The 26,185-nt window shown below is 43.4% G+C and carries 14 protein-coding genes; 2 read left to right on the forward strand and 12 right to left on the reverse strand.

Annotated features, from left to right (window positions below; all coding sequences use genetic code 11):
- Window positions 1-206: 206 nt before the first annotated feature.
- The 8 genes from A8O23_RS03585 to A8O23_RS03620 all read right to left on the reverse strand — a co-directional run bounded on the left by A8O23_RS03585 (window position 207) and on the right by A8O23_RS03620 (window position 13,699).
- Entirely contained in the window at window positions 207-2,063 is a 1,857-nt protein-coding gene (locus A8O23_RS03585; RefSeq protein WP_066617009.1) for a RagB/SusD family nutrient uptake outer membrane protein, read from the reverse strand.
- 11 nt (window positions 2,064-2,074) lie between these two features.
- The gene (locus A8O23_RS03590; RefSeq protein WP_082882888.1) at window positions 2,075-5,263 is read right to left on the reverse strand and encodes a SusC/RagA family TonB-linked outer membrane protein; all 3,189 of its coding nucleotides are present in this window, start codon (window positions 5,261-5,263) and stop codon (window positions 2,075-2,077) included.
- Window positions 5,264-6,349: 1,086 nt separating this feature from the next.
- Entirely contained in the window at window positions 6,350-7,324 is a 975-nt protein-coding gene (locus tag A8O23_RS03595) for a DUF4886 domain-containing protein (RefSeq protein WP_066616638.1), read from the reverse strand.
- Between the two features lie 40 nt (window positions 7,325-7,364).
- Window positions 7,365-9,296 (reverse strand): heparinase II/III domain-containing protein, encoded by a 1,932-nt coding sequence (locus A8O23_RS03600; protein WP_239693326.1) that lies wholly within the window; start codon window positions 9,294-9,296, stop codon window positions 7,365-7,367.
- A gap of 204 nt (window positions 9,297-9,500) precedes the next feature.
- A complete protein-coding gene (locus tag A8O23_RS03605) occupies window positions 9,501-10,787 on the reverse strand; it encodes a sugar MFS transporter (protein ID WP_066616644.1) in 1,287 nt (428 codons plus the stop codon).
- A gap of 172 nt (window positions 10,788-10,959) precedes the next feature.
- On the reverse strand, window positions 10,960-11,610 hold the full coding sequence (locus A8O23_RS03610; RefSeq protein WP_066616647.1) for a carbohydrate-binding family 9-like protein: 651 nt from the start codon (window positions 11,608-11,610) through the stop codon (window positions 10,960-10,962).
- Window positions 11,611-11,618: 8 nt separating this feature from the next.
- Complete coding sequence (locus A8O23_RS03615) at window positions 11,619-12,767, reverse strand: phosphotransferase enzyme family protein (RefSeq protein WP_066616650.1); 1,149 nt, start codon at window positions 12,765-12,767, stop codon at window positions 11,619-11,621.
- Window positions 12,768-12,772: 5 nt separating this feature from the next.
- Window positions 12,773-13,699 carry a nucleotidyltransferase family protein gene (locus tag A8O23_RS03620; protein WP_066616653.1) on the reverse strand — a complete coding sequence of 309 codons (927 nt, stop codon included), beginning with the start codon at window positions 13,697-13,699 and terminating at the stop codon, window positions 12,773-12,775.
- A gap of 741 nt (window positions 13,700-14,440) precedes the next feature.
- Here A8O23_RS03620 and A8O23_RS03625 point away from each other — a divergent pair.
- Entirely contained in the window at window positions 14,441-16,843 is a 2,403-nt protein-coding gene (locus tag A8O23_RS03625) for a glycoside hydrolase family 3 N-terminal domain-containing protein (protein WP_066616655.1), read from the forward strand.
- 145 nt (window positions 16,844-16,988) lie between these two features.
- Window positions 16,989-18,230: a glycoside hydrolase family 88 protein gene (locus A8O23_RS03630; RefSeq protein ID WP_066616665.1), complete on the forward strand. Its 1,242-nt coding sequence runs from the start codon at window positions 16,989-16,991 to the stop codon at window positions 18,228-18,230.
- An 806-nt stretch (window positions 18,231-19,036) separates the two neighbouring features.
- Here A8O23_RS03630 and A8O23_RS03635 read toward each other — a convergent pair.
- From A8O23_RS03635 to A8O23_RS03650, 4 genes are all read right to left on the reverse strand, one after another.
- Window positions 19,037-19,948, reverse strand: coding sequence for a T9SS type A sorting domain-containing protein (locus A8O23_RS03635; protein ID WP_153042059.1), 912 nt, complete (start codon window positions 19,946-19,948; stop codon window positions 19,037-19,039).
- A gap of 187 nt (window positions 19,949-20,135) precedes the next feature.
- On the reverse strand, window positions 20,136-21,053 hold the full coding sequence (locus tag A8O23_RS03640; RefSeq protein WP_066616669.1) for a T9SS type A sorting domain-containing protein: 918 nt from the start codon (window positions 21,051-21,053) through the stop codon (window positions 20,136-20,138).
- An 830-nt stretch (window positions 21,054-21,883) separates the two neighbouring features.
- Entirely contained in the window at window positions 21,884-23,674 is a 1,791-nt protein-coding gene (locus A8O23_RS03645; RefSeq protein WP_066616671.1) for a GDSL-type esterase/lipase family protein, read from the reverse strand.
- A 126-nt stretch (window positions 23,675-23,800) separates the two neighbouring features.
- Window positions 23,801-25,585: a GDSL-type esterase/lipase family protein gene (locus tag A8O23_RS03650; protein ID WP_066616673.1), complete on the reverse strand. Its 1,785-nt coding sequence runs from the start codon at window positions 25,583-25,585 to the stop codon at window positions 23,801-23,803.
- Between the last annotated feature and the right edge of the window lie 600 nt (window positions 25,586-26,185).

The raw sequence follows: 26,185 nt of genomic DNA on the forward strand, positions 1-26,185 counted from the left end.
GACAGTTGCGGCATGTAAACTATGAACAAACAATAATGGAAGGCTTAAGAGCCTAAAAATCACTCAGCAGACTTCTCAATGAGCTTGCTACTTACCGGCGGTTATTGTTTGACAGATTTTTCTCTGAGCTCTGGATTCCTGTGTTAGAAAAATGGCTGCAGCCTTCTGACAGCTGCAGCCATTTATGACTTTAAAATTTCAGAGTATTAATACCCTGGGTTCTGGATAATGGCGGGGCTATTCTGCACCTCCCTCATTGGAATTGGGTACAGATACATTCTGCGCTCAAAAACCCTATTCTCCAGCGGGGTACGCACCTGGAACTCCTCTTTTGTATTACCATCTAGATTCATAGCATGGAACAATCCACCTTGGCCGCCTTCACCAGGCTCATTTTCAGCAATCATCCATCTTCTTACATTGAAATACCGCTGCCCTTCTGTGGCCAACTCTACCCGCATTTCACGACGTATAGCCTCTCTCTGTAAGTTTTGGTTTCCTATGATCCCTGGCTTGATATCAGCTAGTTTAGGTATACCTGCTCTTTCTCTTACCTTGTCCACATATTCTATAATACGTGGGTCTGTAGGGTTTACCTCATTCAGAACTTCAGCATATAGCAAATAGAACTCGGCCAAGCGGAAGATAATAGCCGGACGGTAAACACTTCTTGGGTTGGTACCAGAATTGTAAACCCTTCTGTTCAAACGCTTGTAATTAATATAGCCCGTTCTGATATCTATGTTGTTGCCTCTATCACTATTACCTCCATCATGGAACCAGATTTGCTGGTTACCTACGTGCCACCTTCTACCGTTGTAGAAAACACTGTTGTAGAATCTTGGCTCGCGGTTAATGTACATTTTAGAGATTCCCGCACCGTTTTGACCAGTTAAGTCTTCGCCAGGAGCAGAGAAACCTTCTTCTTGGTAAAGTGGAGATTCTTCTATCGGCAAACCATCCATCATGAAGTAATCGTCTACATACTCTTGCACCAAACCTATTACTCCAGTCTGGCTTGTTCCTCCAAGAGTACCTCTAGGTAAGGAACGGGCATCAATACCTACTTTAGCCGAATTAGATACGCTGCCCCAAGTATCTCCAACGTCAGAACGAGCAAAGATGACTTCTTCATTATAACTCTGGAAAACTTCGTACACACTTTTGTCAGGGTCATACTGACCATTGGTATACGCCTTATAAAGCGAGTAATGGCCTTGGTTTGCGTAATCAATAAACTCTTGAATAGCTGTTAAAGCTCTATTCCATTTGTTAGCACTGTACGCAGGGAACAGTTGCTTCCCATCAGGGTTTTTAAGAGCCATGGCTTCAGCATAACCACCATTATAAAGCGGGCTGGCAGCATACACCATTAGTTTTGCCCGAACAGCCAGGGCAGTACCTTTTGTGGGTACAGCCAATAGAGTTTGATCAGACAAATCAGGGTTCTTCAACTCATCTGCCACGGCGGTTAATTCATTGTAGATAAAATCAACAACCTCATCCACTGAGTTTCTTGGATAATCTATATTGGGCTCTTTGGGGTCGGCTATCTTATCCATAATCGGAATTGGACCATACAGCTCAAATAGCAAATAATGATAATAAGCTCTAAAAAATCTAGCTTGAGCTTTTAAATCTTTTACCTCAGCTGCATCTAAAAACTCTACTACTGTACCATTTTGTGGAATTTCTCTGGCATATTCCAGAAACAAGTTTGCTTGTCTTATTTCTCTATAAAAGCCCCATCTTGAGAACCTGTCTTCACCAGCATTATAGGCAAATGTATTTAACTCTACTACATTCCGAAATTCGATTTCATCTGACATCCAGGTCCAAGGGTTATCTTGACCATTGGCAGTATTAAACCAAAAATTCCCTGTGTTTGGTATAGCATTATAAATACTCCTATGGAATCTTCTGACCTCACTCGGATTAGAGAAAATACTCTCCATTGTTCTTTCTTCCGCTAGTTCCTTAGACACATCATCTAAATAATCTTCACAGGAACTCACGAACAGAGTAGAGAACAAAAGACTTGCTATTATAAATATTCTTTTCATGTCGCTTTTAATTAAAAGGTAACTTCTAAACCACCGGTCCACATTCTAGGCAAAGGGTACCTTGTACCGCCCGCACTATTCCCCAGTTCTGGGTCATACATCTGCACCTCATCCCATACGGTCACGTTTTGCCCCATTAAGTAAATTCTTGCTGCCTTCATTCTGCCTAAAGCCAACACTTTTGGTCCAAAATTATAACCAAACTCCACATTCTTCAGTCTTAAGAATGCACCGTCTCTTAGCCACCAAGTGCTAAGGGTGTTAGTATTACCCATACTCTGTTGTCTGAGACGAGGGAAGAATACATCTTGGGAAGGATTTTCTTCAGTCCATCTTGATTCTACAATTTCCTGGCGTACGTTGCTTTCTGTTAAACCCCAATGGAAGGGCATAAATGCATTTGCTTGGTTGTTCAGGTTCACAGTAACATTATCTGCCCCTTGGAAAAATACACTACCATAGAAGCCTTTATACATCACATTTAAACCGAAACCATAAATAATCTCTGGAATGTATGGGTCAAATTGGTCTATAGTTCTATCAAAATCATCTACAACACCATCATTGTTTAAATCTTTATATTTGATATCACCCGGAAGTGGGTTAGGGAAATCATTTTTAGTAGCTATACCCTCTTTTAGGGTGTACTGCTTCTTACCATTTGTACCCATGGTAACATCAAAATCACTTTCCTCAAATAATCTTTCCGCAATTAGCATACTACCTACACTATTCAACCTTGTTCCTGTAACATTCATCCATTCATGAACTTGTGGAATTTCATCTATTTCAGTGATTCTGTTGCGGGCAAAAGTATAATTTCCTCTACCACTAAAAGTCCAGTCACCAATAGTATGTCTCAGCTCAATGCTACCATCAAATCCTTTATTAGTTACTTGCCCAAAATTCTGAAATGGAGACTCTCTAAAACCAGCTACCCCAGAAATGGTCCGTCTTTGCATCAAAATATTGCTTCTGTGGTTGTTGAAATAGTCCGCCACAATGCTCACCCTTCCATTCCACATGGTAAGGTCAATACCAATGTTCCGTTTCATTTCTATTTCCCAAGAAAGGAAAGGGGAAGCAAATTTTCCCTCATTTATCCCGCCTATGCTATTTAAAGCCCCAGAGCTTCCTATACCCCAGCTGTACCCTGGTGCATTGGTGTTGAACGTAGGTCTGTATGGGAACCTGTTACCGTCCCCAAGGATATCATCATTACCAGTACGTCCAATAGAACCTCTGAACTTTAAGGTCTGGAAGGTACTTTTTAACGCCTCAGGGAAGAAAGCCTCATTTGCCACATTCCAGGCAACACCTACCGCCGGGAAAAATCCGAAACGATACCCCTTTGCAAAGTTCTCACTGCCCGTAGACCCAAAGCTACCTTCTATGGAATAACGGTTGTCAAAAGCATACGTAACACGCCCGACCATACCCATAGTGCGGTAGGCCAAAGCGTTATTATGGAGTTGGTTCTCTTTTTGGTAATAAAGTGCTAAGGCATTGATATCATGCTTACCTATTTTTCTTTTATAATCTAAGGCTGATTCCAGGTAGATTCTTTTGCTTGCACTGTTAGATTCTCCTGGCTCTCCGAAAGGTGTTGCTCTTTGAATCTGAGTGAGGATTAAATTGCCGTCTGCATCTCTACCAGTTGCATTGTACGTATTGGGAGTTTTGCCTCTGGTAGCTCTGAATTGTCCATCTGCGTCATAAGAGGCAGCTCCCCTGATTTTTAGACCTTCGGTGATGAAATCTAATTTTTGTTCTAAATCTACCCGGCTTTGAATCATGGTACGCCATTCTTTTGCATAACCCGACTCAACAATGGCTACATAAGGGCTGGTTTTATTACCGTTCCATTGCGGGTGCTGCCCAAGCATACCATTTGAATAGCGAGCAGGAAATAGGTGCGGAGGGATTCTTGAGATTCTCTCAAAGATTGTGTTAGCTCCAAACCCAGGGAAAGTTGTCTGCACATATTGCCCCGCTAAGTCTACTCTTAAAAGAGTAGTTTTAGTAACATCTATATCTACATTGTTTCTTAAATTATAGCGCTTCAATCCATTGTCTTTACTAAACTCTGGGTTTACTTTATAGTAGCCAGACTCTTGGAAATAGGCACCGGATGTAAAGAAGCGGAAACGCTCACCTCCACCTCTAAAATTTAAGGTATGCCTGGTGTTCCAAGTATGCTCTCGCATGATAATATCCCACCAGTTACTGTTCGGGTACAGGTCTGGGTCTTCACCAGTTCTGTACTTTTCTAGGATGTCGTCGCTAAATACAGGAGACCCGCCTTCATTCACTAATGCTTCGTTGTACAAACGCAGATAATCATAAGAATTGGCATACCTTGGAGCACGCGTAGGAGACTGTATACTGGTCTCACCACGGTAAGTAATAGTTGTTTTTTGCGCTTTACCCCTTTTGGAGGTAATTAAAAGAACACCGTTAGCACCTTCCGCACCATATATTGCCGTAGCAGTTGCATCTTTCAAAAGAGTCAGCGTTTCTATTTCATCCGGCTCAATGTCATACAAGCTTCTTGGGACCCCGTCCACTAAAACAAGAGGAGAGTTACTGCCGGCAAAGGTAGACATACCTCTAATAAAGAATTCAGAATTATCATAACCCGGCTCGCCACTACGTTGCACAGCAATCATACCCGCAACCTGACCAGCAAGGTTATTTGAGAGGTTTCTGGTTGGCATACGGAGCTGTTCTCCTTTTACCGTTGCCACTGATGACACCATGCTTTCTTTTTCCTGCACACCGAAACCTACTACCACAACCTCACCTATTTTAGCTTGGTCAGGTTTCAGAGAAAATGTTCTATCCCGCTCAGCTCCTGCAGGAGTTTCCATTGTTTCATAGCCCAAATAGCTAATCTGCAACACCGTTTGAGCAGTAGGCACCTCCATCACAAATCTTCCATCATAGTCTGTGGAAGAACCGCTGGTAGTTCCTTTGATAATAACTGTGGCACCTATTAAGGGTTCGTTTTTCTCGTCAACCACTTTACCCCGCAGTACATGCTGAGCATGGGCGTCTAACGAAAACAGACATAAAGTGAACAACAACAGACTAAAGCCCCTAGCTGCACACTTTAAAAGCCCCACCCGCCAAAATGAGCAGGAAGAAGACTTGCCCCTATAACTAAGGGCACAATCATAGCTTGTAGAATTATTCTTCATGTTTAAACTTTTTGTTTGTTAGGTAGATCACGATTAAAATTTAGACCAGTAGATATTGATTGTTCCGAGAGCCACATTAATGGGCGTATCTGCGAGGGAATTGTGAGGCTGTAAGGCAAACTTTTAATTAAATTACTCCTATTAGAAGTTTTATAGGCACTTAAACACATTCACAAAAGCCTTCCACACCAAATACAATCTGTTAACATTTTGTATTCAAGACTAAAGATATTTTCTTATTTTATTAAAAGCAAGAAAAAATGTGCTCGATAACATGATATTTTTTTCATTATGTGTTCGAGCACTTAACAAGCTTAAATTCTTCCACCTCAAGCAGCTTTTTTTTGTGAATTATTGATTTGAGGGAGAGGGACTGTGCTTAAATCTCTATTATTAAACTACTTGCCTGATCGTGCTAAGTCAACTGTTTAACTATATCACTCTGTACAGAGTAATTTTCTTTCACAGCTGAAGTTACAAACAACAATTTCTAGCTTCAACTCTATTAAAAAGGCGCAAATTACTTGAATCTTTCTTTAGGTGATGCCGCTTCTAACTTTAGGTTAGATTCAATTCTTTTAAAAGAAATGGGAAATAGTTGTTGTAGCAGAGTCAGAAAATTAAAGTAGGACATAGGCCATATTTTAACTGGAGCCAATACTAAGCCGTGCTTACCTCTAATTAAACTACTTAGCCTCAATTAATTATATACCAGATTAAAAGAGATCAAAATTCAACATCATACCTTTTTAACCTCACATCCTGAAGATATGGAATCAAATCTGAAAATGCGAAACAATGTGTGCTCGATAACGCTAATGATATTTTTTCCCATTTGGTAGATGTGGCCTTTATTGAGTGCATTGAAAAGAGTAGCACGTCTAATTTTAGCATTTCGCTACAAAACCAGAAATAACATCAAGTAGCAATTTCAAATGTACTAACAGTTACGCTACCGAAGAGGTAACGAAAATGTGACCCACTGATCTATCCTGAAGCGCTCTGCTGTTAATTAAATCCGCCACAAAGAAACGTGCCTCAGATTATAGCCTACATCAATGTTAGGCTCTTACAACATTTGAGCTGTCAACTTCTGGCAATTTTACCAAAAGAATATTTCTTGCTTTTCTTCACCTCTTTTTTAGCTACTTTTTTCAAATAAGCCCCAAACTCAGGAGATACATTCTCTGGCACAAAATCTAATTTAGTAGGCGACTCATTAAATAAGACTCCGTACCAAACTAAAGATCCTAAGAACTCCCCAGCTACGTTAGCATGGTTTGCATCGAAAATTAGGTTTTTATTATGCCAACGGTAGCCGGCATGCAGTGAATTAGCTTGGTTGGGCATAGCCGGATGAGCCGGATTGTTGAAATCATAGTTTGGGTCTTTTTTATAACCCCACTTTTTGTCTGAGCTAACTTGCCAAAATGCATCACCTACAGGCAATAACCGCAAATCTAGTTCCTTAGCTATTGCGTGGTAATTGGCTCTAGACTTCTCCCACATCTCTTTCTGGTCTTTTGCATGCTCTTTGTCAGCTACTAAACCAAACACTTTTGCGTCTGCCCGGTATGCCCAAGTCTGATGCAAGATCACCTCGGCATTGGGCTGTAGCTTCTTTATGAATTCGTATAGATTTCTAGCGTAGGGCTGGTAAGTATCAAGCCAAGGGGTGTTCATAGAATTCTGTTGGATGGTTACTATATCCCACTCCCCTTCTGACAAAAGCACTTTTAAAGACTTTCCCCCGTAAGCATTCCCTTTTGGGTCCTTTGGATCAGCTTCATGGGCCACAACTGTATCCCAATGCCGTTGCAGGGAAGCCCCACCTATTTCCGCTCTTCCTAAAATCAACTCATGACCTTTTTCTTTGGCAAGCTGAGGTAAAAACCTGGAAGCGTTTTGTGAAAAGCTGTTGCCAATTATAAACAGTCGAACAACCTTACCTTTAGCTTTTTTTGATTCAAGTAATTCTGCTGACGAAGAAAAGCCAAAGGCATTGTTCAGCAGAAAGGCAACAAAGAAGAATAAGGGGAATATACTTTTAAGAGCTGACATTGAGTTTAATTTTTATTCGAAGCAGTTTTATGGGTAATACCTATTGCGCCTTTTTCAAAGGCCACTTTTTCAAAGACATGTTTTGCATCTCTGGCTGCACAGTAGCCTTTTCAGGAACTAGTAAAACAGTTAGTGCTGATTCAGTGTTTGCAGGCAATTCTGTTTCAAAGCCAACTACTATAGTGCCAGGGTTTTCCATATCAAAATCCTTGATTGGCTCTGTCTTCCAGGTTTTAAAGGTGATTTTCGAAGGGCCAAAAGCCTTTAACTGAACCATTTTTCCGTTCTGAGTGAGCTCGGCAGTTCCATCAGCTTTAATTGTTACCTGGGCAGGAGTAACCATAGACCAACGTACAGTGGTTTGTTTATTGTTGGTCTTAATTTCATCCCGAACAACCACATAATTATTGTCTACTATTGCCACCCCTCTTTCAGCGGCCAACACATTGTTATTGTAAATAGACGAAAGGTCTGCAACCGCGCTTAAAAATGAAGATTCATCAGAATAGCCTGTAATAGGCGCAAAGCCCTTTACCAACTGCAGGCTGTTGTTCAGAGCAAGGGTATTGTGGAAAAGGTTGTTGTGACGGAGCACCTCCCAACGTTGGCCGTTCTGCCTGTAATCCCAAAGCGCCACACCCTTGGCCTCAAGAGTGGTGTAATCTTGCATACCAAGATCCATTGCCCACCTCTCGTTATTAGCATCCATCACAAAGGAACCAATGTCCATTTGCGCATGGCTTCCAGAGGGGCTACCTCCTTTAAAACCTACATAAATAGAATTTTTATCGGTCCAAGAGGTTCGCATTAAGGCGACAGGGGTTGCGCCGTGCCCTACCCATATCAGCTCTTTTGGTGCCTCAATTTTCTTTGTCTTCACACCGGCGCCCCAAATCAATGCAGCAGGTAGCATTCTGTTTTTCACCAATTCCGGATCTTCTCTCAAATACTCTTTTTCAGTAAACAATATGGAATAATCCTGCTGTCTCTTTGCCAACCAAAACATAGCCGGATTCAATTCAGTGGATTCTGTTCCGTCAGAGTAGTTATAGCTTTTTCCGGTAGGGCCTACCATGTGCTGCACGAAATGCCCAGTATTTAGAAAGCCAGGCAAAGAGGCTAATCCGTAGTCGGTACCAAAGGCTCTTTGCAGAGCATCAATAAATAATATATTGAAGGTGGTTCCGTATCCCCAATAGGTATAACCTTCTGGATATGCACCGGATGGGGCATATCCAGCCATAACCAGAGGAACAGACTTGATAGCTCTTTCTATGATTTGCTTAGCAAGCTCCGGCCGGTCTTCATACACGGCAATTGCCCCAAATGCCATACCTGCATTGCAGACTTGGTTCCAATTGTTCGTACGCTGAACCCATGAATTGTTCCTGGGCAACATAGAAGGCTCCAGCCCTTTGGTTATAATTGCTTCTTTAAGAGTAGTTTTTGTTTGAGGTGTTAAATCATGAAACAACCAGTCATAGCCAATAGAAACAGCCAATGTCATTTCTGCCACATCAAGGTAGTGCTGGGGATTCCAGTCTTCAAAGGCGGCAACGGTTAATAGTTCTTTTTCTGCCCTTTCCAGAAACCTTTTGTCTTTGGTCATACGCCATGCGTAAGACAAATAGAAGATGCGGCGAATACTTTCTCTGGAGACTGGAAGCAAACGGATACCATTCAATTTCCTTTGTGCTGGCTTCTGGGAGAGCATTGATATGCTTTCCTTTATAATCATCTCATGCGCCTTCTTCCAATTCTTATCAGCCTTGACAGTCTTCTTGATTCCTTTCTCTTCTCCATTCAGCAGTAAAATTCTTGGATGGGAAGGAATTTCAGTTGCATCTGGTAAGTTCACGGACTGGGCAGAAGCACTCAATACGGTCAACTGAGATAAAGCTACCCAAGCGAATAGTATAAGAATATTAAATGGCACCCGCCACCTGATAACCATTGATGAATCCTTCTTCATGCTGTTAAATCTTTACTGTTGCTTGATTTTAATAAGTATGCCCATAGGTCTATAACTTGCTTTCTCACAAGTATAAGAACCCAAAGGCTGAGCGAAAGAGATTTTGCCTCTGCTTTTGGTTATTGCGCTGCGTGTGTTTTAGACCTTTTTTTGCGAAAACAGGCCTAAAACAAACGCAATTAGAGCTAAATTACTTCTATGGTGTTATGCTTTTGACTTATGCCCGAAAGTGGCATAGTACAGAACAAACAGGTAACAAGGCACACAAATCCAATAGGCCTGCTGCGGATTCCAATGATCGGCTAACGCACCGTACAACAGTGGCAATACGGCGCCACCGGCCAGTGCCATAATTAAAAACGAAGAGCCTATCTTGGTAAATCTGCCCAAACCTTTAATGGCTAAAGGCCAAATGGCCGGAAAAACCAAAGCGTTTGCCAACCCTAACAAAGAGATGAACACAACAGATGTTACCCCGGTTGAAAATATAGCTGCAATAGTAAACAATACCCCCACCACAGCACTAATCTGCAGAGCCTTTTCTTGTGAAATGAATTTAGGTATAACCACAATACCTATCAAATAGCCAGCAATCATGGCAAACAGGGTACAGGTGGTAAAGAATTTAGCCGTAGCAAATGGAATTCCTTGCGTAGCACCATAGCTAATGATGGTGTCTCCGGCAATTACTTCCACCCCTACATATAAAAACATGGCTATAGTGCCTAATATCAAAGACTTGAATTGGAAAATACTGGTCTTATTCGTTTTACCAACGGCTACACTTCCATCTTCTTTATCGGTATCAATTTCAGGCAGAGAAGATTTATACACTATAAAAGCCAAAGTCACCAGAACGGCAATAATCACCAGATACGGAACTACCACCCTCTCAGCCAAAGCGTTCAGTTCTAATGCTTTTTGAGCAGGATTCATCACCTCCAGTTTCTTCACTAGCACATCTGCATCATTCAGAGCAATGGCACCTAAAATAATAGGCGCCAACGCACCGGCCACTTTATTGCAAATACCCATAATGCTGATGCGCTTGGCAGCGCTTTCACTGGGGCCCAAAATGGTAATGTAGGGATTAGCGGCAGATTGCAAAACAGCCAAACCAGTTCCCTGTACAAATAAACCCAACAAGAACAAGGTATATGTGCGGGTGTAGGCAGCCGGTATAAATATGAGCGCTCCAATGGCCATCACTACCAACCCTAAAGACATTCCCTTTTTGAATCCGGTTACTTTTAGCACCCAAGCAGAGGGCACTGCCATCACCAGGTAAGAAATATAAAAGGCAAAGGCTACAAAGTATGACTCCATGTTGTTCAACTCACAGGCTATCTGCAAGTATGGAATCAACACAGAATTTAGCCATGTGATAAAACCAAAAATAAAGAATAGGCATCCAATAATTAGAATTGGGCGAGCCTGCGATTGCTTTGGTTCTATAGTTGTTGGGGTTGAAGAAACAGAAGTGGTAACCATAAAAATAGGAATGATGATGTTTGTTAGTTTGTTGGGCAGATAAAAATAGCGGAACCTGAATGCTTAGCAATGAAACAGTAAAATGTTTAAACTTTATCCTGTAATATTTACTCAGGCAGAACGTCCCGCCTTCTCTAGTACAACAGATTCTGCGTTCTTGCCGCTAGTTCAGCTACAACAGCTGTAACTCCCCAAAATATTGGGGCAAATGGAAATTGGGCTCCTCTGACACTACCGGGTTCCAGCTGACATAATGGGGAGTGGGCAAATCATCTCCACATTTATAAAAATTCACTCGGCAACTTTGGTCTTTGATGGCATCAATGTCATTATAGCAGAAAACAGAGGTGGGTATGATCAAGGTTAGCTCCCACTCTACCACAGGTTTTTCATTTGGCACCGGCACAATGCGCAAAGACGCCGAACGTCTAATCTGTTTAGTGATGGATTCTGGCAGAAGGGTTCTTTCATACCGGCTTTGTCCGTAACCTACAGTACAAGTGCCCAAACTGTTAAACTCCAGATTATAATAAGATGGATCTTGGTTGAAGGTAATAAACCACTCTACACAGCTATCTTTATACACAGGATCAGAATCACGGCGAAAAACCGCTCTCACAGACTCCTCCCGTACAAAATATTTAATAAAAAGGCAGTCGTGGTTATGCGCGATCACAAACTGCACATCTGGCTTATAGCTATATTCTTTCCATGGGGTGATTGCAATGACATTTTTTTCTAATTGGTCCAGCTGCTCAGAAACATCCTGCATGACACTATCATGGTGGAGGTGCTCAAAGAAAGGGGCTTTCAGTTTTTGCATATAAATCCTTATTTGGATGTAACTGTCGCTACTTCCTTACAATTCTTGGCCACCTCCCCAATAATGTCTCTTAACAAGTCATATTGTTCTTCTAATTTCCGGACTAACTGAAACTGCGCACGCGCACGCTGCAGGTTATGCCCCTTATGGTGGATTTTGTAGTAATTATCTCCGTCTATGTAATCGGTTAGAAATCGTAAGCCCATAATAAAGGGCAACAACAACACGCCGTGAGACAGTGATTCTATTTCGGTTCGGGTAAGAGAATGACCTGTTTCTTCTAAAAAACCTTCCGTAAACCCTCTGAACAAGTCAACGCTTATCTGAATTTCTTCTAAGTCTGGCTCGTCTTCCGGGGCTGTGTTAATGGTTGTTCTTATGGCATCACCAAAATCATAGGCCACAAATCCAGGCATAACAGTATCCAGGTCTACCACACATTGTGCTTTGTCATTTTTATCAAGCAACACATTGTTAAACTTTGTGTCGTTGTGGGTGATGCGCAGCGGCAACTTACCAGCCTTACCTAACTTATAAATGGCGCTCATGGCTTCCGCTCTCTCCTCCACAAAGGCTATTTCAGTTTTCACTTCAGCAACCCTGTTTACGGGGTCTTTTTGAAGTACTTCATGATATAACCGAAGCCTGTTTACCACATTATGGAAATCTGGAATGGTGTCATGAAGTAGGTGAACCGGCAAATCTGCCAAGAGCGCCTGAAAGCGACCAAAAGCCTTACCGCCTTCATAAGCCAATTCTGCGGTTTTCACTACATCATAGGTGAAAGTGTCGGGAATGAAGTGGTACACCCGCCAAAAGCTGCCGTCGTTATCTTTGTAGTACCATTCCCGCTCCTTCGTAGAAACCAAGGTTAACACTTCTTGCTCCGGGTCAGCACCTGATAGATGCTCCAGCTTTTTCCGAAGATGGCTTGTTACAACCTGAATATTTTCCATCAGGGCCGGAATGTTTTTAAATACATTATGATTAATGCATTGTAATAAATAATCTGGCTCTCCTTCTTTTAAGTTCTTTACATGATAAGTGTCATGGATATGCCCTGAACCAAAAGGCTCTACATCGCCTACTGTTCCTTGTATAGCAAACTTTGATAGGATCTCGAATAATTTATTACTTGCCTTTTCTACTACTACCATCTTTTTTAGGCTTCTTGTAAGTTTTTATTCCATAAATTTTTCGGATATACACCCGCATCAATGAGACTGCGCAGGGTATTGACCGCAATAGGTTTATCTTCTGGATACGTGACTCCAAACCACTTCTCAGGTGATGAAAGCACTCGAACCTTAGCACGCCCTGACTGCACCAAGGCATCTACCACTCTGGGTAAATAACATTCAGCTTTCGGATCTGGGCTATCAGCTTGTTCTTTGATGAAGTTTGTCAGGTACTCTTCAAAAAAGGGAAGAACTGCAGGAGGAAAACCCATCATGTTCATAGAAACCACCTCATCGCCGGTTAGAGCCACCTCCTGCCCATTATCCAAGGCGACGATGCCTTTATTTTCTTTGGCTATATGCGTTTGCTCTGTGACACTCTGCAGATACCCATCAGGGGCAACTTCACAAATCCCTCTGGAAACAGCCCCAAACTCTGATAAAGTATTGGCTAACGTATATCCTACCAGCCCTATTTCCTGATCTGGGTTGGAGGTCAAGAATTTACTTATTATCTCAAATGAACTGAACCCGTAAAAGTCATCTCCGTTGATAACCGCAAATGGTTCACTGATTTTAGTTCCGGCTACCCAAATAGCATGAGCGGTTCCCCAAGGCTTCACCCTGCCAGGAGGCACTTGCAAACCAGCGGGCAGAATATCCAATTCCTGCAGCACATAATCCACTTCTATTTGGCCACTGAACTTACCAAGCATAATAGCCTTAAATTCCTCCTCAATAGACTTCCGGATTACGAACAACACTTTCCCAAAGCCAGCCCTAATGGCATCATATACAGAATAATCAATAATTGTCTCACCATTAGGCCCAAAGGCATCTATCTGCTTTAAGCTTCCGTACCTGCTGCCCATACCTGCGGCCAACACTAATAAAGTGGGTTTATGATGCATGTATCTTCTATTATCAAATCGAGAAATAAATAAATCGATATCCTCTTACCAGCTTTCTTTGAAGGCAATTGGGGTCCTTTTTTCAGAAATCATCTGCAACGCTCCTGAAATCAACTAAGCCAACTTCCTGTAATCATTTGAAATATTACCTATTCAAACAAAATCCTTTGCTTTGTTTTCTCGAGCACAAGGCGCAGGGTGTTTTTCAAACTTCTTAAAGCCGCACCCGGCAAGTAGGTCGCTGTGACTTCTATCAATAGTGGAGGCAGCACCTATATCTTATTCCAACTTGCCGCAAAATCCTTAAATCACGCCTCCTGTAAACAGCAAACACTCCACCTTTACAGCATTATTATACATTTCCGTTCTAAAAATATACATCATTGATGTAACAAACAACAAAAACCATAAAAATGTGCTCGAACACTCTAAGAATATTTTATAATGTGTTCGTACACTACTATATATTAGAACCCTTACCTGATTAAATTAATCTTCCTACTCCAATTGCATTTATACAAGCAAAAAAGTAAATTGCCTTCATAAAAGAGTTCAGGAGCATTTGTTTGTTCTCTTAGACGACTTACTTTACTATATATAGAGAAGCCTAAGCCCGTAGTGATATAGCAAAGGTTGATTGCTGAGGCAATTGGAAGCTTTGCAATATCCCCTTTATAGCTCTCCTATATTCATTACGACAGTCTTATCAAGTCACCATACTTTGCTAAACAATTGCCCGTCATGATCAAAGTAAAACCGCTGGCATTACTGTGTACATTAATAATAGCTTCCTCTTTCCAGAGCGTCCCCTCTCCCAGCAAAATGGACATCTACCGCAAAGGCTGGATAGATCTGAACAAGAACGGCAGGAAGGACATTTACGAGGACCCTGCGCAGGCGGTGGAGGCACGTGTACAGAATTTGTTAAGCCAGATGAGCCTGGAGGAGAAGTCATGCCAAATGGCCACCCTCTACGGATGGCAGCGAATATTAAAAGACCCAGTACCTACCCCACAATGGAAAAACGAGATCTGGAAAGATGGAATTGCCAACATTGACGAACATTTGAACGGGTTTATCCAATGGGGGAACATTGACAAGTCAAAATATTCTACTGATATAAAGCAGCACGTGGAGGGCATGAACGCCACCCAGCGTTTCTTCATCGAAGAAACCCGGTTGGGTATCCCGGTTGACTTCACAAACGAGGGCATCAGGGGAATAGAGGCCTATGAAGCTACCGGATTCCCTACGCAACTAAACATGGGCATGACCTGGAACAAGGCGCTGGTGCGGCAGATGGGCCAAATCACGGGCCGTGAAGCCAGAGCATTAGGATATACCAATGTATATGCCCCCATTCTGGACGTGGCAAGAGACCAACGCTGGGGAAGACTAGAGGAAGTATATGGTGAAGACCCTTACCTAACTGCCAGGCTTGGCGTAGCCATGACCTTAGGACTGCAGGAAAACAACCAAGTGGCGGCCACGGCCAAGCACTTCGCCGTCTACAGCGCGAACAAGGGCGCACGGGAAGGCCTTGCCAGGACCGACCCGCAGGTGGCGCCCCGCGAGGTAGAGGACGTGTTGCTGTACCCTTTCAGGAAAGTGATAGAGGAGGCAGACCTGCAGGGGGTCATGAGCTCCTACAACGATTATGACGGCGTTCCGGTCACCGGCAGCGGGTACTGGCTAACGGACCGATTGAGAAAAGACTTCGGGTTCAAGGGGTATGTGGTAAGCGACAGCGACGCGCTGGAGTATCTGGCCACTAAGCACCGCGTGGCAAAAAATCTAAAGGAGGCCGTGTACCAGGCATTCATGGCAGGATTAAACGTCAGAACCACTTTCTCACGCCCTGACAGCATCATTCTTTATGTGCGCGAACTCAATAAGGAAGGCCGTTTGCCCATGGAGGTCATAGACAGCCGGGTAGCAGATGTGCTTCGGGTGAAATTTAGAACAGGCTTGTTTGACAAACCTTATGTAGCAAGCCCTAAAGCCACTGAGAAATTAGTCAACAACACTGCACACCAAGCAGTTGCATTACAGGCTTCAAGAGAAAGCATTGTGTTGCTTAAAAATAAAAACAGCCTGCTTCCGCTAGCTAAAAACACAGGCGCGGTTGCTGTTATAGGACCTAACGCCACCAACGTTGAATATGCTCACACGCACTACGGGCCCTTGGCCTCTAAAAGCGTTAGTATACTGGAGGGCATTCAAAATAAGGTAGGGGTTGACAAGGTGCTATATAGCAAAGGAAGCGAGCTGGTGGACAAAAGGTGGCCAGAAAGCGAGATTCTGCCAGAAGAACCAAATGCTGAAGAACAAAAGCTGATCGATGATGCCGTGGCCACAGCAACACGTGCGGACAGAGTTGTTTTAGTTTTAGGAGGGAACACCAGAACCGCAGGCGAAAACAAGAGCCGCATCAGCCTAGACCTGCCAGGGCACCAGCTGGCGCTGGCAAAAGCCATACAAAAGACAGGAAAACCGGTAGTTGTAGTACTGATTGGGGCACAGCCCATGACCATTAACTGGATAGACAGAAACATTGACGGAATCATTTACGCCGGCTACCCCGGGGTTAAAGGTGGCACTGCGGTAGCCGACGTGTTGTTTGGTGACTACAATCCCGGCGGAAAGCTCACTCTTACTTTTCCGAAATCAGTGGGGCAGTTGCCCATGAACTTCCCCACCAAGCCCAACGCCCAGACAGATGAGGGCGAGCAGGCCAAGGCAAAGGGGCTGCTTTACCCGTTCGGACACGGCCTGAGCTATACTACCTTTGGTTACTCTCCTTTGCAGATTACGCCCGAACAGCAAAAAGCTGATGGTACAATTACCATATCGTTAACAGTTACCAACACTGGGAAGGCCGCCGGCGACGAGGTTGTGCAGCTTTACACCAGAGACATGTTAAGCTCCGTGACCACCTACGAGAAGAACCTCAGAGGATTCGAGCGCGTCCACCTGAAACCCGGGGAATCCAAAGAAGTGACTTTCACACTGGTGCCCGACGACCTCAAGCTGTGGAACCGAGAGATGAAGCATGTGGTGGAGCCAGGCGAGTTTGCCATAATGGTGGGCACCTCCTCCGAAAACATAAAGCAAAGAGGCAAATTCGTGATATCTGCGCCCTGATTTAACCTATGCAAATAACTTGTTTTAGGGCTGTTTTTAAAAAAATAGCCCTAAAACAAGAAACTCAAATTGATAACTATCAATCTTAATATTTCACTTTTCACCAAAAACAAACTTTCAGAACTACGTAATTTATTCTTTTACCATGAAAATAGCGTCACTCAATTTTTTGCTTTGCGCTCTGCTCTCTTTCTTTTCAAACGACAGCAAGAAACTGCAAAAGGCCACTGAGCACACCTTCAACGTTGCCGAAAAGCAATATCAAAACATGCTTTCCGTGGCACAAGACCTTAAAAAGTACCCTCGTACAACTGCCCCAAACGGCTCACTGAGGTACACTGATATTCATGATTGGACCGGCGGGTTCTGGCCGGGCTCACTGTGGTATGTATATGAATACACGAAAGATCCGAAATGGCGCGAGGCCGCGGAGCGCTGGACCGAGTCACTTGAGAAAAACCAGTACAATGACACCCACCATGACATTGGTTTTATGATGTACTGCAGCTATGGAAACGGCTACAGACTCACCGGAAACCCAAAATACAAGGACATATTGATTCAGTCTGCCAAAACTCTGATTTCCCGCTTCGACCCTAAAATAGGCCTGATAAAATCCTGGAACGAAAAAATGTCTTGGGACGGCAAAACCATGTTCAAGTATCCGGTTATCATAGACAACATGATCAACCTGGAATTACTTTTCTTTGCCACCGAACAAACCGGAGACCCTGTTTACCGGAACGTGGCCATTCAGCACGCGGATAATACCTTAAAAAATCACTTCCGGCCAGATTACAGCTCTTACCATGTCGTAAATTATGATGCCGCTACCGGTCAGGTTCTGCATCGTGAAACAAACCAGGGTTTCTCTGACAACTCCACCTGGGCAAGAGGGCAAGGTTGGGCCATCTATGGTTTCACCGTAGTATACCGTGAAACGAAAGACCCCAAATACTTAGAGGCCGCCAAAAAAATGGCAGATTTCTACTTAGATCACCCTAACCTTCCTAAAGACAAAATACCTTATTGGGATTTCAACGTTAACCAACCCGGTTTTACACCTAGGTGGAAGTATGACCCCAATAAACTTTCTTATGTGCCAAGAGACGCCTCTGCCGCCGCTGTGGTTAGCTCAGCTTTAGTAGAGTTAGGTCAGCACCTGGGTTCTAAAGGACGCAAGTACCAAAAAGGTGCTCAAGACATACTTACCTCATTGGCGAGTGACGACTATTTAGCACAACCTGGTACCAATAACAACTTCCTGTTAAAACACTCGGTGGGCAGCATGCCACATGGTGTTGAAATTGATGTTCCCTTAGTATACGCCGATTACTACTTCCTGGAAGCCTTGATTCGGAATCAGAAGCTGGGGAAAAAAAGCTGAGCAGGTAAGCTAGTTTAAAATAATAAGTCCGTGCGTCTCTTTAAATTACCAATATAAGAGACGCACAGACCTTTGTTATTCCCTGATTTCACTCCAGTTCTATGAGAAATCAACCCGCAAAACTTCAGCGGTGGTTTGATCAATTCATAAAATCAATGCCTCCCTACCCTAATAGTATTGATTCACATAGCAGGAGTAGGTTTCAAATCATTTTAGTTTATAATAGAGAAATGCCGCTGTTTTAGAGCTGTTTTTCAAAAAACAGCTCTAAAACAGCGGCATTTACAATACTCCCCTAGCCTCAGCCCTTTTATCTTACCCCTTGCAGTTAAACAATAACTTGCTTGCAATGATAAAATACAGGCTCAGCTGTAGAACAAGGCAAATTATTCCAAACCAAGTACTGCATTTTCAACCAACAATTATCTGAAGTATTCTATTGGGTTCTATCTAGTGTTACAACTTCAGTTTGATTATCAAGGGTTAAAAGAGGAAGTTGTTTTTGCTGTTTCGAGGTTAGAAAAAGCGACAACACCCATAAAGCAGTGGTACTTATAGGTTTAGCCTTAAACCTATCTCAAAGCCTACAAAACTTTATGCTACTCTGCTGGGGCAAAAATACTCACAATTCCTACACTCATCATATTGAATGCTTGTGTTTGACAAGCGCAAAGGGATACCCTAGTTCTGCGAGAGAATTGCTATTAATTTAAAACAAAACACGGGCAGAGGGAAAATACCCTGCCCGTGTTTTTCATGTTTGTATAACAGACCTTTAAATTATCAACTAAAGGATTTAATATACCCTATTTGTTCACTACCAATTTTGAGTGGAAACGGCCTTTGTTTGTCTGCACCTGCATGTAGTATAGCCCCTGCGCCAGACCTGAAACATCTAGATTCTCCACCGATCCGTTCACGGCTGTCTTCTCCAGCACCTTCACCCCTGAAAGGTTCAGCAGCTGCACGCTCTCCACTCTAGACTCACCACCCGTGTTAATGGCCACGCTGCCCACTGCTGGGTTAGGGTAAACGTTTATTTTACCGGCCGAAATATCAGGAGAAATACCAGCAACTGTGTTGCTGTAGCTGATTCTCATAGCTGATAAATAGTAGAATTTGCTGCCGTTGTTATTGTTTGGGCCTGGCTCTACTGCTATGATGATGGTGCCGTCCTCTTTTGGCTTGATGTTACTCACCCTGGCCATTCTGGACACGTTTCTGGTGGCGTTCAGTGTAGCTGTCTCCGTTGTGTGCCCCTCCACGGTATAGAGCGTCTCCCGGTTGTCGTTCACATCGGCGCGCGAAGCGAAAAACGCGAAGCTATAGGCTTTGGTCACGTCAAGGTTAGATAGAGTAACCGAGGCGAAGGGGAATTCCCCTCCGTTGAAGAGGCCAACGTTACCGTAGAAAGACTCTCTTGAGGCGCTGTAGGGAATACCAAGCGTATCGTCAGCGGTAACTCCGTTCAGGTTCCAGGAGTTAAAAGGGTCCGTTACGGTAATCGTTAATCCTGTGGGCTGACCTTCACTATTTAAAAGATCAGCAACAGAACCAGTTTTCGCGTTCGTTACATTGTTCCAAGGGGCAGCTGACATTTGATTATCAGGGCCAAAATCAATATTAATGATCGTTCTGTCTGATTGAGAAAAACCAGCAAAAGCCATAAGGTTTAGTCCAACGAACAAAAGGCATGATTTTAGGTAATTGTGTTTCATAAATTTAGGTTTAGAGTTTGAATTATTCTGTTTCAACACGCATAAAAAACTGCTTTTTCAAAAATTAGCAGCTGAGACTTTAGATATTGTGGTTAAGCATTTAATGATAACAGAGCTTAATTAGTTGAAGGAAGACTTATGGAGGGTAAAAGCTGCGTTTATCGGCAGCTTCTACCCTCCATAAGACTTATTTATTTACTACCAGCTTAGAGTGGAAGCGCCCCTTGTTGGTCTGCACCTGCATGTAGTACAGACCCTGCGCCAGACCTGAAACATCTAGGCTCTCTATTGATCCGTTCACGGCAGACTTCTCCAGCACCTTCACCCCTGAAAGGCTCAGCAGCTGCACGCTCTCCACCCTTGACTCACTGCCCGTGCTGATGGAAACGGTGCCCACCGCCGGGTTAGGGTACACGTTGATTCTTCCCGCCGAAATGTCAGGAGAAATACCCGCAACAGTATTGCTGTAGCTGATCTTCATGGCTGATATGTGATAGAAACCAGTGCCATTTACATTGTTAGGGCCTGCCTCTATAACCACGGTGATGGTGCCATCCTCCTTGGGCATAACGTTGCTAACCCGCACCATCTTTGATGTGTTGGAAGAGACGTTCAGACCTACTGGGTCTGGATTCGTCAGGCCCTCCACAGTGTAGAGAGTTTCACGGTTCTCACTCACAGAAGCCCTGTTGCCGAAGAAAGCGAAGCTGTAGGCCTTGGTTACATCCAAATTTGAGATTGTTAGCACGACAGTAGGAATGGTTTTTCCCCCAAATGCATTCGTGTTTCCGTAGAAGTTATCCGTTGCCGCCATAGGGTGTATACCCAAGGTATCATCCGCCGTAGCCGTAACATTGTTCATGGCATTAAAGGGTGACGTGATGGCAATGGAGATACCTGTTTGAACTCCCTGATCATTTGTCAGATTGGCTACAGCCCCCGCTGTGGGGTCAGTAATGTTGTTCCATTCTGGCTCAGGTGATTTTTGGGAAGCAGAACCAAAATCTATGTTAATTGTAGACCTGCTAGACTGTGAATATCCGTTGAACCCAATAAAGCTTATTGCCAGGGCTAGGACAAAGGGTAAATAGTAGTTTTTTTTCATATGACAAGCAAAATTAGTTTGTTAAAAATTATAATTATTCCCTTCATAAAAACTCCCATTCAGAAAATATTGAATGGTTAACAGAGCCACCATCTTCTACTGTCCCTACTAATCCTCCTATTTTATCACCACTCTTAAAACCAACATAATTCTTAAGCTTAATTCTAATTTTTATTGCGTTAACGAGCACACAGTTATTTAAAAATATTTTATGAAAATGTTACTAGAAACACTCTGGCTCCTTGCAACTATATTTCTTAACATTTTTAATAAAGCTCTCCATCTAGGTTTAAGTTATAAGCATCTTATATTTTTCTAATTCAGTATCAAAAATAAGATAACTGTTCCTTCTATTTCAGTGCAGATAGACAAGTGCTACTAATTAAACTACAAGTAGTAGAGTCACTAATTTAGAGCAAAAGCTAAATAAGCTTTCTTGTCTTTTATCATTGAGTCTTCCTGCGCTATCTTTTCTCTGAATATTTCGGATAAATTAAGTCTGCTAAACAGATTTCGAGGTTGTTAATAAATTAAAAATTTGTTTTGCGTTAACGAACACATGACCGAAGTTATAATATTTTCCCATTAAAGAAAATATTTATATCACATTTTTTTAATCTTTTATAAAACCGCTTCTGCTGCACCTTTTTTAAAGTTATAAAAACAATTTAAGTTAATCTGCTTATCTAACTGCTTGCTAAAATAATAACTCCACCCGCCAATTTTATAGCAGGTGGAGTTAATGCAGCAATTCCTTATGAAGGATTCAGGCTTAGACTGAACCTAAAACTTTACTGACAAGGTAAATCTCTACAGGCAAACACAAACAGCTATTGCACTACAAGTTTTGAGCTCAGTAAACCCTTGTTGGTGTAGACATGCAGGATGTATAGACCTTTCGGCAAAGCGCCTACCTCCAAAACTGAGACTTTCTGCTGCTCCAGCACTTTCATTCCGGAAAGGTTCACCAGCTGCACCTTCTCCACCACGTAACCCTCGCCGGCGCTTATGTGCACCCTTCCGCTCGCGGGGTTCGGGAAAACGTTCACCTTGCCCCAGATCTCCTGCTTCACTCCAAGGGGACCATCCTCCAGGTAGCCGCTGATGTTCTCCCCTATGATCCTCTCCAGCATGATCCTGTGGGCCGCATCGTTCATATGCACGCCGTCGCCGCTGTCATACTCGGGCTTCATGGTGTTGTTAGCCGTGTTGAAGCCCGTCCAGAAGTCTACGGTGAAGTCCTCGCCGAACTTGGAGTAGGTAGCGTCAATCATGCCCAGCTGAATCTGCACCTTGTCCTGGGAGAAGTTGCGCGGCTGCGGCGTGGTCACCCAAAGAGGCACGTTCGCCTGGGCCGCCCGGGCTGCAATGATGTCATAATTTGCCATCTGGTCCTGCACAGAACGGCCCATTGCCGCATCGTTGGAAGGCATATTGATAATAATGGCGTCTGGGTTATAACTCAGTGCCTTTGTAATGTTATTGTCTGGATTATTGGCGGGTAATATACTGGCTGTATTATAACCTCCCACTGCTAAATTAATAACAGTAAAGTCGCTTCGCTTGTTAGCCAAATAGTTTCTGTACCGCCATACCCACGCACTATCTTTAACTGAGGGCCCTCCTCCATTTGCGGTAGATGAGCCAAGTACTACAATAGTATACTGCTTTCCGTTACTTTGGAATATAGTGAAAGGCTGATCACTCTCATCCTTGATGGTCGGGTCTTCACTATCAGATATTCTCACCAGGGCTCTTTCAGTGATGTCACTAGGCACCATCCACTTGTAAGTCCCAACCATGGCCGGAACAGATTTTGCAATTGATTGCCAGTTCGCGCCATTATCTGTGGAATAATCAATATTCACCGAGGCTACATCATTTCTTTCCCAGGCTATAGAAATTTCCCTTCCGGCTTTTATCTCTTCTGCACCATTCGGATATTTTACTGTAACAGCTTTAGGACCACGATCAACTGTGTTGACGTAACTGATCTTCATAGCTGATATATGATAAAAACCAGTACTGTTTCTGTTGTTTGGTCCTTTCTCTACTACCACAGTGATAGTGCCATCTTCCTTGGGCATCACGTTGCTCACCCGCACCATCTTTGATGTGTTGGAAGAGACGTTCAAAGCCACTGGGTCTGGGTTTGTAAGGCCTTCCACGGTATAGAGTGTCTCGCGGTTCTCACTCACAGAGGCTCTGTTACCGAAGAAAGCGAAGCTATAGGCCTTTGTCACGTCAAGGTTTGAAATGGTCAAAACGGCCATCGGAACAGTCTTCCCTCCAAAGGAACTCGTGTTTCCGTAGAAGTTATCCGTTGCCGCCATAGGGTGAATACCTAAGGTGTCGTCAGCTGTGGCGGTGACGTTATTCATCGCGTTGAAAGGCGACGTAATGGCAATGGAAATGCCGGTTAAATAACCCTGATCTGTTGTGAGATTGGCTACTGCACCAGCGTTGGGGTCAGAAATATTATTCCATGGTGCTGGAGATCTTTGGCTTCCACTGCCAAAATCTATGTTAATGGTCTCTCTACTGTTCTGAGCATATCCGTTAATGAACGTAATATTGAAAAGCAGTAGTAATAAGATAAGGAAAGGATAATTCTTTCTCATATGAGTAGACGCTTAATTTTTTTACAAACAGGAATATCAGCAGTTCCCGCTCTGCCAGCTTAAGCTCAAAGCTTGCAGAAACCATATTTCTACAAGTTTTGAGTTTAGAAGGTGATGCTGTATTATCTATTTAACTATTAATTTAGAATGTAGAAGCCCCTTATTGGTGTAGACGTGCAGGATGTATAGACCTTTCGGCAAAGCATCTACCTCTACCACAGAAACTTTCTCCCTCTCCAGCACTTTCTTTCCGGAAAGATCCACCAGCTGCACCTTCTCCACCACGTAACCGTCGCCGGTGCTTATGTGCACCCTTCCGCTCGCGGGGTTCGGGAAAACGTTCACCTTGCCCCAGATCTCCTGCTTCACTCCAAGGGGACCATCCTCCAGGTAGCCGCTGATGTTCTCCCCTATGATCCTCTCCAGCATGATCCTGTGGGCCGCATCGTTCATATGCACGCCGTCGCCGCTGTCATACTCGGGCTTCATGGTGTTGTTAGCCGTGTTGAAGCCGGTCCAGAAGTCTACGGTGAAGTCCTCGCCGAACCTGGCGTAGGTAGCGTCAATCATGCCCAGCTGAATCTGCACCTTGTCCTGCGTGAAGTTGCGCGGCTGCGGTGTGGTTACCCAAAGAGGCACGTTCGCCTGGGCCGCCCTGGAGGCAATAACCTCATAGTTAGCCATCTGAGCATCAACTGATCTTCCACCTGCCGCATCATTAGAAGGCAAATTGATGATAATGGCATCCGGATTTAAACTCAGTGCCTTTGTGATGTTGTTTTCGGGGTTATTTTCTGGTAGAATGCTAGCTGTATTATAGCCACCCACTGCCAGGTTAGTGACAGTAAAATTACTGCGCTTGTGGTCTAAGTAGTTTCTGTATTTCCATACCCAAGCACTGTCCCTCCTGGTAGGACCCGCTCCCGCTGCTGTAGACGATCCTAAAACCACTATGGTAAATGATTTGCCATTTGTGCCCTGGAAAATGGTGAAAGGCTGATCACTCACATCAAATACTGCAGGGTCAGCGCTGTCAACAACCCGCACCAGAGCATTCTCAGTTGATACAGCAGGCACTGTCCATTTATACAGTCTGTTTGAAGCCGGAATGTTTGATGCAATAGGCAGCCAATTCGCTCCATTATCTACTGAATAATCTAAATTTACAGTGGCAACTCCACTTCTGTCCCAGGCAATTGTGGCATCTTTACCTGCTTTGAATTCTTGTGTGCCGATTGGCGAAATAAGTGAAAGAGATTTTGGCCCCCGCTCAGCCATATAGCTGATCCTAAGTGCGGAAATATAAAAGAATCCGCTGCTGTTGTTATTATTAGGGCCTGGCTCCACCACTATAATGATGGTGCCGTCCTCTTTTGGCTTGATATTACTCACCCTGGCCATTTTGGAAACGTTTCTGGTGGCGTTCAGCGTCGCTGACCCCGACGTCAGTCCTTCCACCGTGTAGAGCGTCTCTCTGTTGTCGTTTACATCTGCACGGGCAGCGAAAAACGCGAAGCTATAAGCCTTCGTCACATCCAAGTTAGACAGGGTAAGTGAGGAGAAGGGAATTGTCGCATTATTGAAATAGACGGTATTTCCGTAGAAAGACTCTCTTGAGGCACTGTAAGGGATTCCTAGCGTATCATCGGCTGTCACTCCGTTCAGGTTCCAGGAGTTGAAAGGATCCGTTATGGCAATGGAAATGCCCGTGTTCGTGCCATAGTCGCTTATTAAATCAGAAACAGAGCCTGTTTTAGCGTTTGTTATGTTATTCCATGGGCTGGCTGACTTTTGATTATCTGGGCCGAAATCAATATTTATTATTTCCTTACTTTCTTGAGCAAACCCATTGGTTGAGAATAGTCCAACTGAAAAGAGCAGAAAAAGGATAAACAGGTAATTATTCCTCATAACTAAATATTAAGTGGTTGATCAAAATCTAGAAGTAAACTTTTGCAGTCGTTTGAACTCATTTGGGGAGCTAATCAATCTCTGTTGTAGTGGTTGAGCTGTAGAATTTCTTAGGAAAATCACTTTAAAAGCAATTTGTTTGTTCAACAGCCTCCTCTATTCCTATTTACAAATTGATAAATCCGTTAGCGTTCACGAGCACAATAGTTGCGGTATCGAGCACAATGTAGGAAAAAATTATGCATTTGCAAATTTTGCCTCACTATATCTTCTTTGAATCTTGTTAAAACAGCTTTGGGTTGTAAACTTATGCACCGCAATGTTCGGGAAGAAGCTTCAGTACAGGAATTCTGTTTTACTTGTACAGTCAACATAAAAAAGCACCTGCTAGTCTGTAGCTTGAAAAGCTACAGACTAGCAGGTGCTTTTGAAAAAAAAAGATCTAATTGGTTGGCAACTGCTAACCCAGAGCTCTGCACATAACTTCCCTGCCTTTCATCTCCAACATACTGTGCCGACCCAGTTACCGGGGTATATATTCATGAACAAGCCGTTGAGCATTAAGGTTAAAATCATATGATGCATTTGCTTCTTATGCCA

This window comes from Rufibacter roseus (assembly GCF_001647285.1).
Taxonomy (GTDB): domain Bacteria; phylum Bacteroidota; class Bacteroidia; order Cytophagales; family Hymenobacteraceae; genus Nibribacter; species Nibribacter roseus.

Bases quoted from the DNA above. Each gene is read 5' to 3' on its own strand.
- A8O23_RS03585 (WP_066617009.1), bottom strand. From the start codon at position 2,063: ATGAAAAGAATATTTATAATAGCAAGTCTTTTGTTCTCTACTCTGTTC.
- A8O23_RS03590 (WP_082882888.1), bottom strand. From the start codon at position 5,263: ATGAAGAATAATTCTACAAGCTATGATTGTGCCCTTAGTTATAGGGGC.
- A8O23_RS03595 (WP_066616638.1), bottom strand. From the start codon at position 7,324: ATGTCAGCTCTTAAAAGTATATTCCCCTTATTCTTCTTTGTTGCCTTT.
- A8O23_RS03600 (WP_239693326.1), bottom strand. From the start codon at position 9,296: ATGAAGAAGGATTCATCAATGGTTATCAGGTGGCGGGTGCCATTTAAT.
- A8O23_RS03605 (WP_066616644.1), bottom strand. From the start codon at position 10,787: ATGGTTACCACTTCTGTTTCTTCAACCCCAACAACTATAGAACCAAAG.
- A8O23_RS03610 (WP_066616647.1), bottom strand. From the start codon at position 11,610: ATGCAAAAACTGAAAGCCCCTTTCTTTGAGCACCTCCACCATGATAGT.
- A8O23_RS03615 (WP_066616650.1), bottom strand. From the start codon at position 12,767: ATGGTAGTAGTAGAAAAGGCAAGTAATAAATTATTCGAGATCCTATCA.
- A8O23_RS03620 (WP_066616653.1), bottom strand. From the start codon at position 13,699: ATGCATCATAAACCCACTTTATTAGTGTTGGCCGCAGGTATGGGCAGC.
- A8O23_RS03625 (WP_066616655.1), top strand. From the start codon at position 14,441: ATGATCAAAGTAAAACCGCTGGCATTACTGTGTACATTAATAATAGCT.
- A8O23_RS03630 (WP_066616665.1), top strand. From the start codon at position 16,989: ATGAAAATAGCGTCACTCAATTTTTTGCTTTGCGCTCTGCTCTCTTTC.
- A8O23_RS03635 (WP_153042059.1), bottom strand. From the start codon at position 19,948: ATGAAACACAATTACCTAAAATCATGCCTTTTGTTCGTTGGACTAAAC.
- A8O23_RS03640 (WP_066616669.1), bottom strand. From the start codon at position 21,053: ATGAAAAAAAACTACTATTTACCCTTTGTCCTAGCCCTGGCAATAAGC.
- A8O23_RS03645 (WP_066616671.1), bottom strand. From the start codon at position 23,674: ATGAGAAAGAATTATCCTTTCCTTATCTTATTACTACTGCTTTTCAAT.
- A8O23_RS03650 (WP_066616673.1), bottom strand. From the start codon at position 25,585: ATGAGGAATAATTACCTGTTTATCCTTTTTCTGCTCTTTTCAGTTGGA.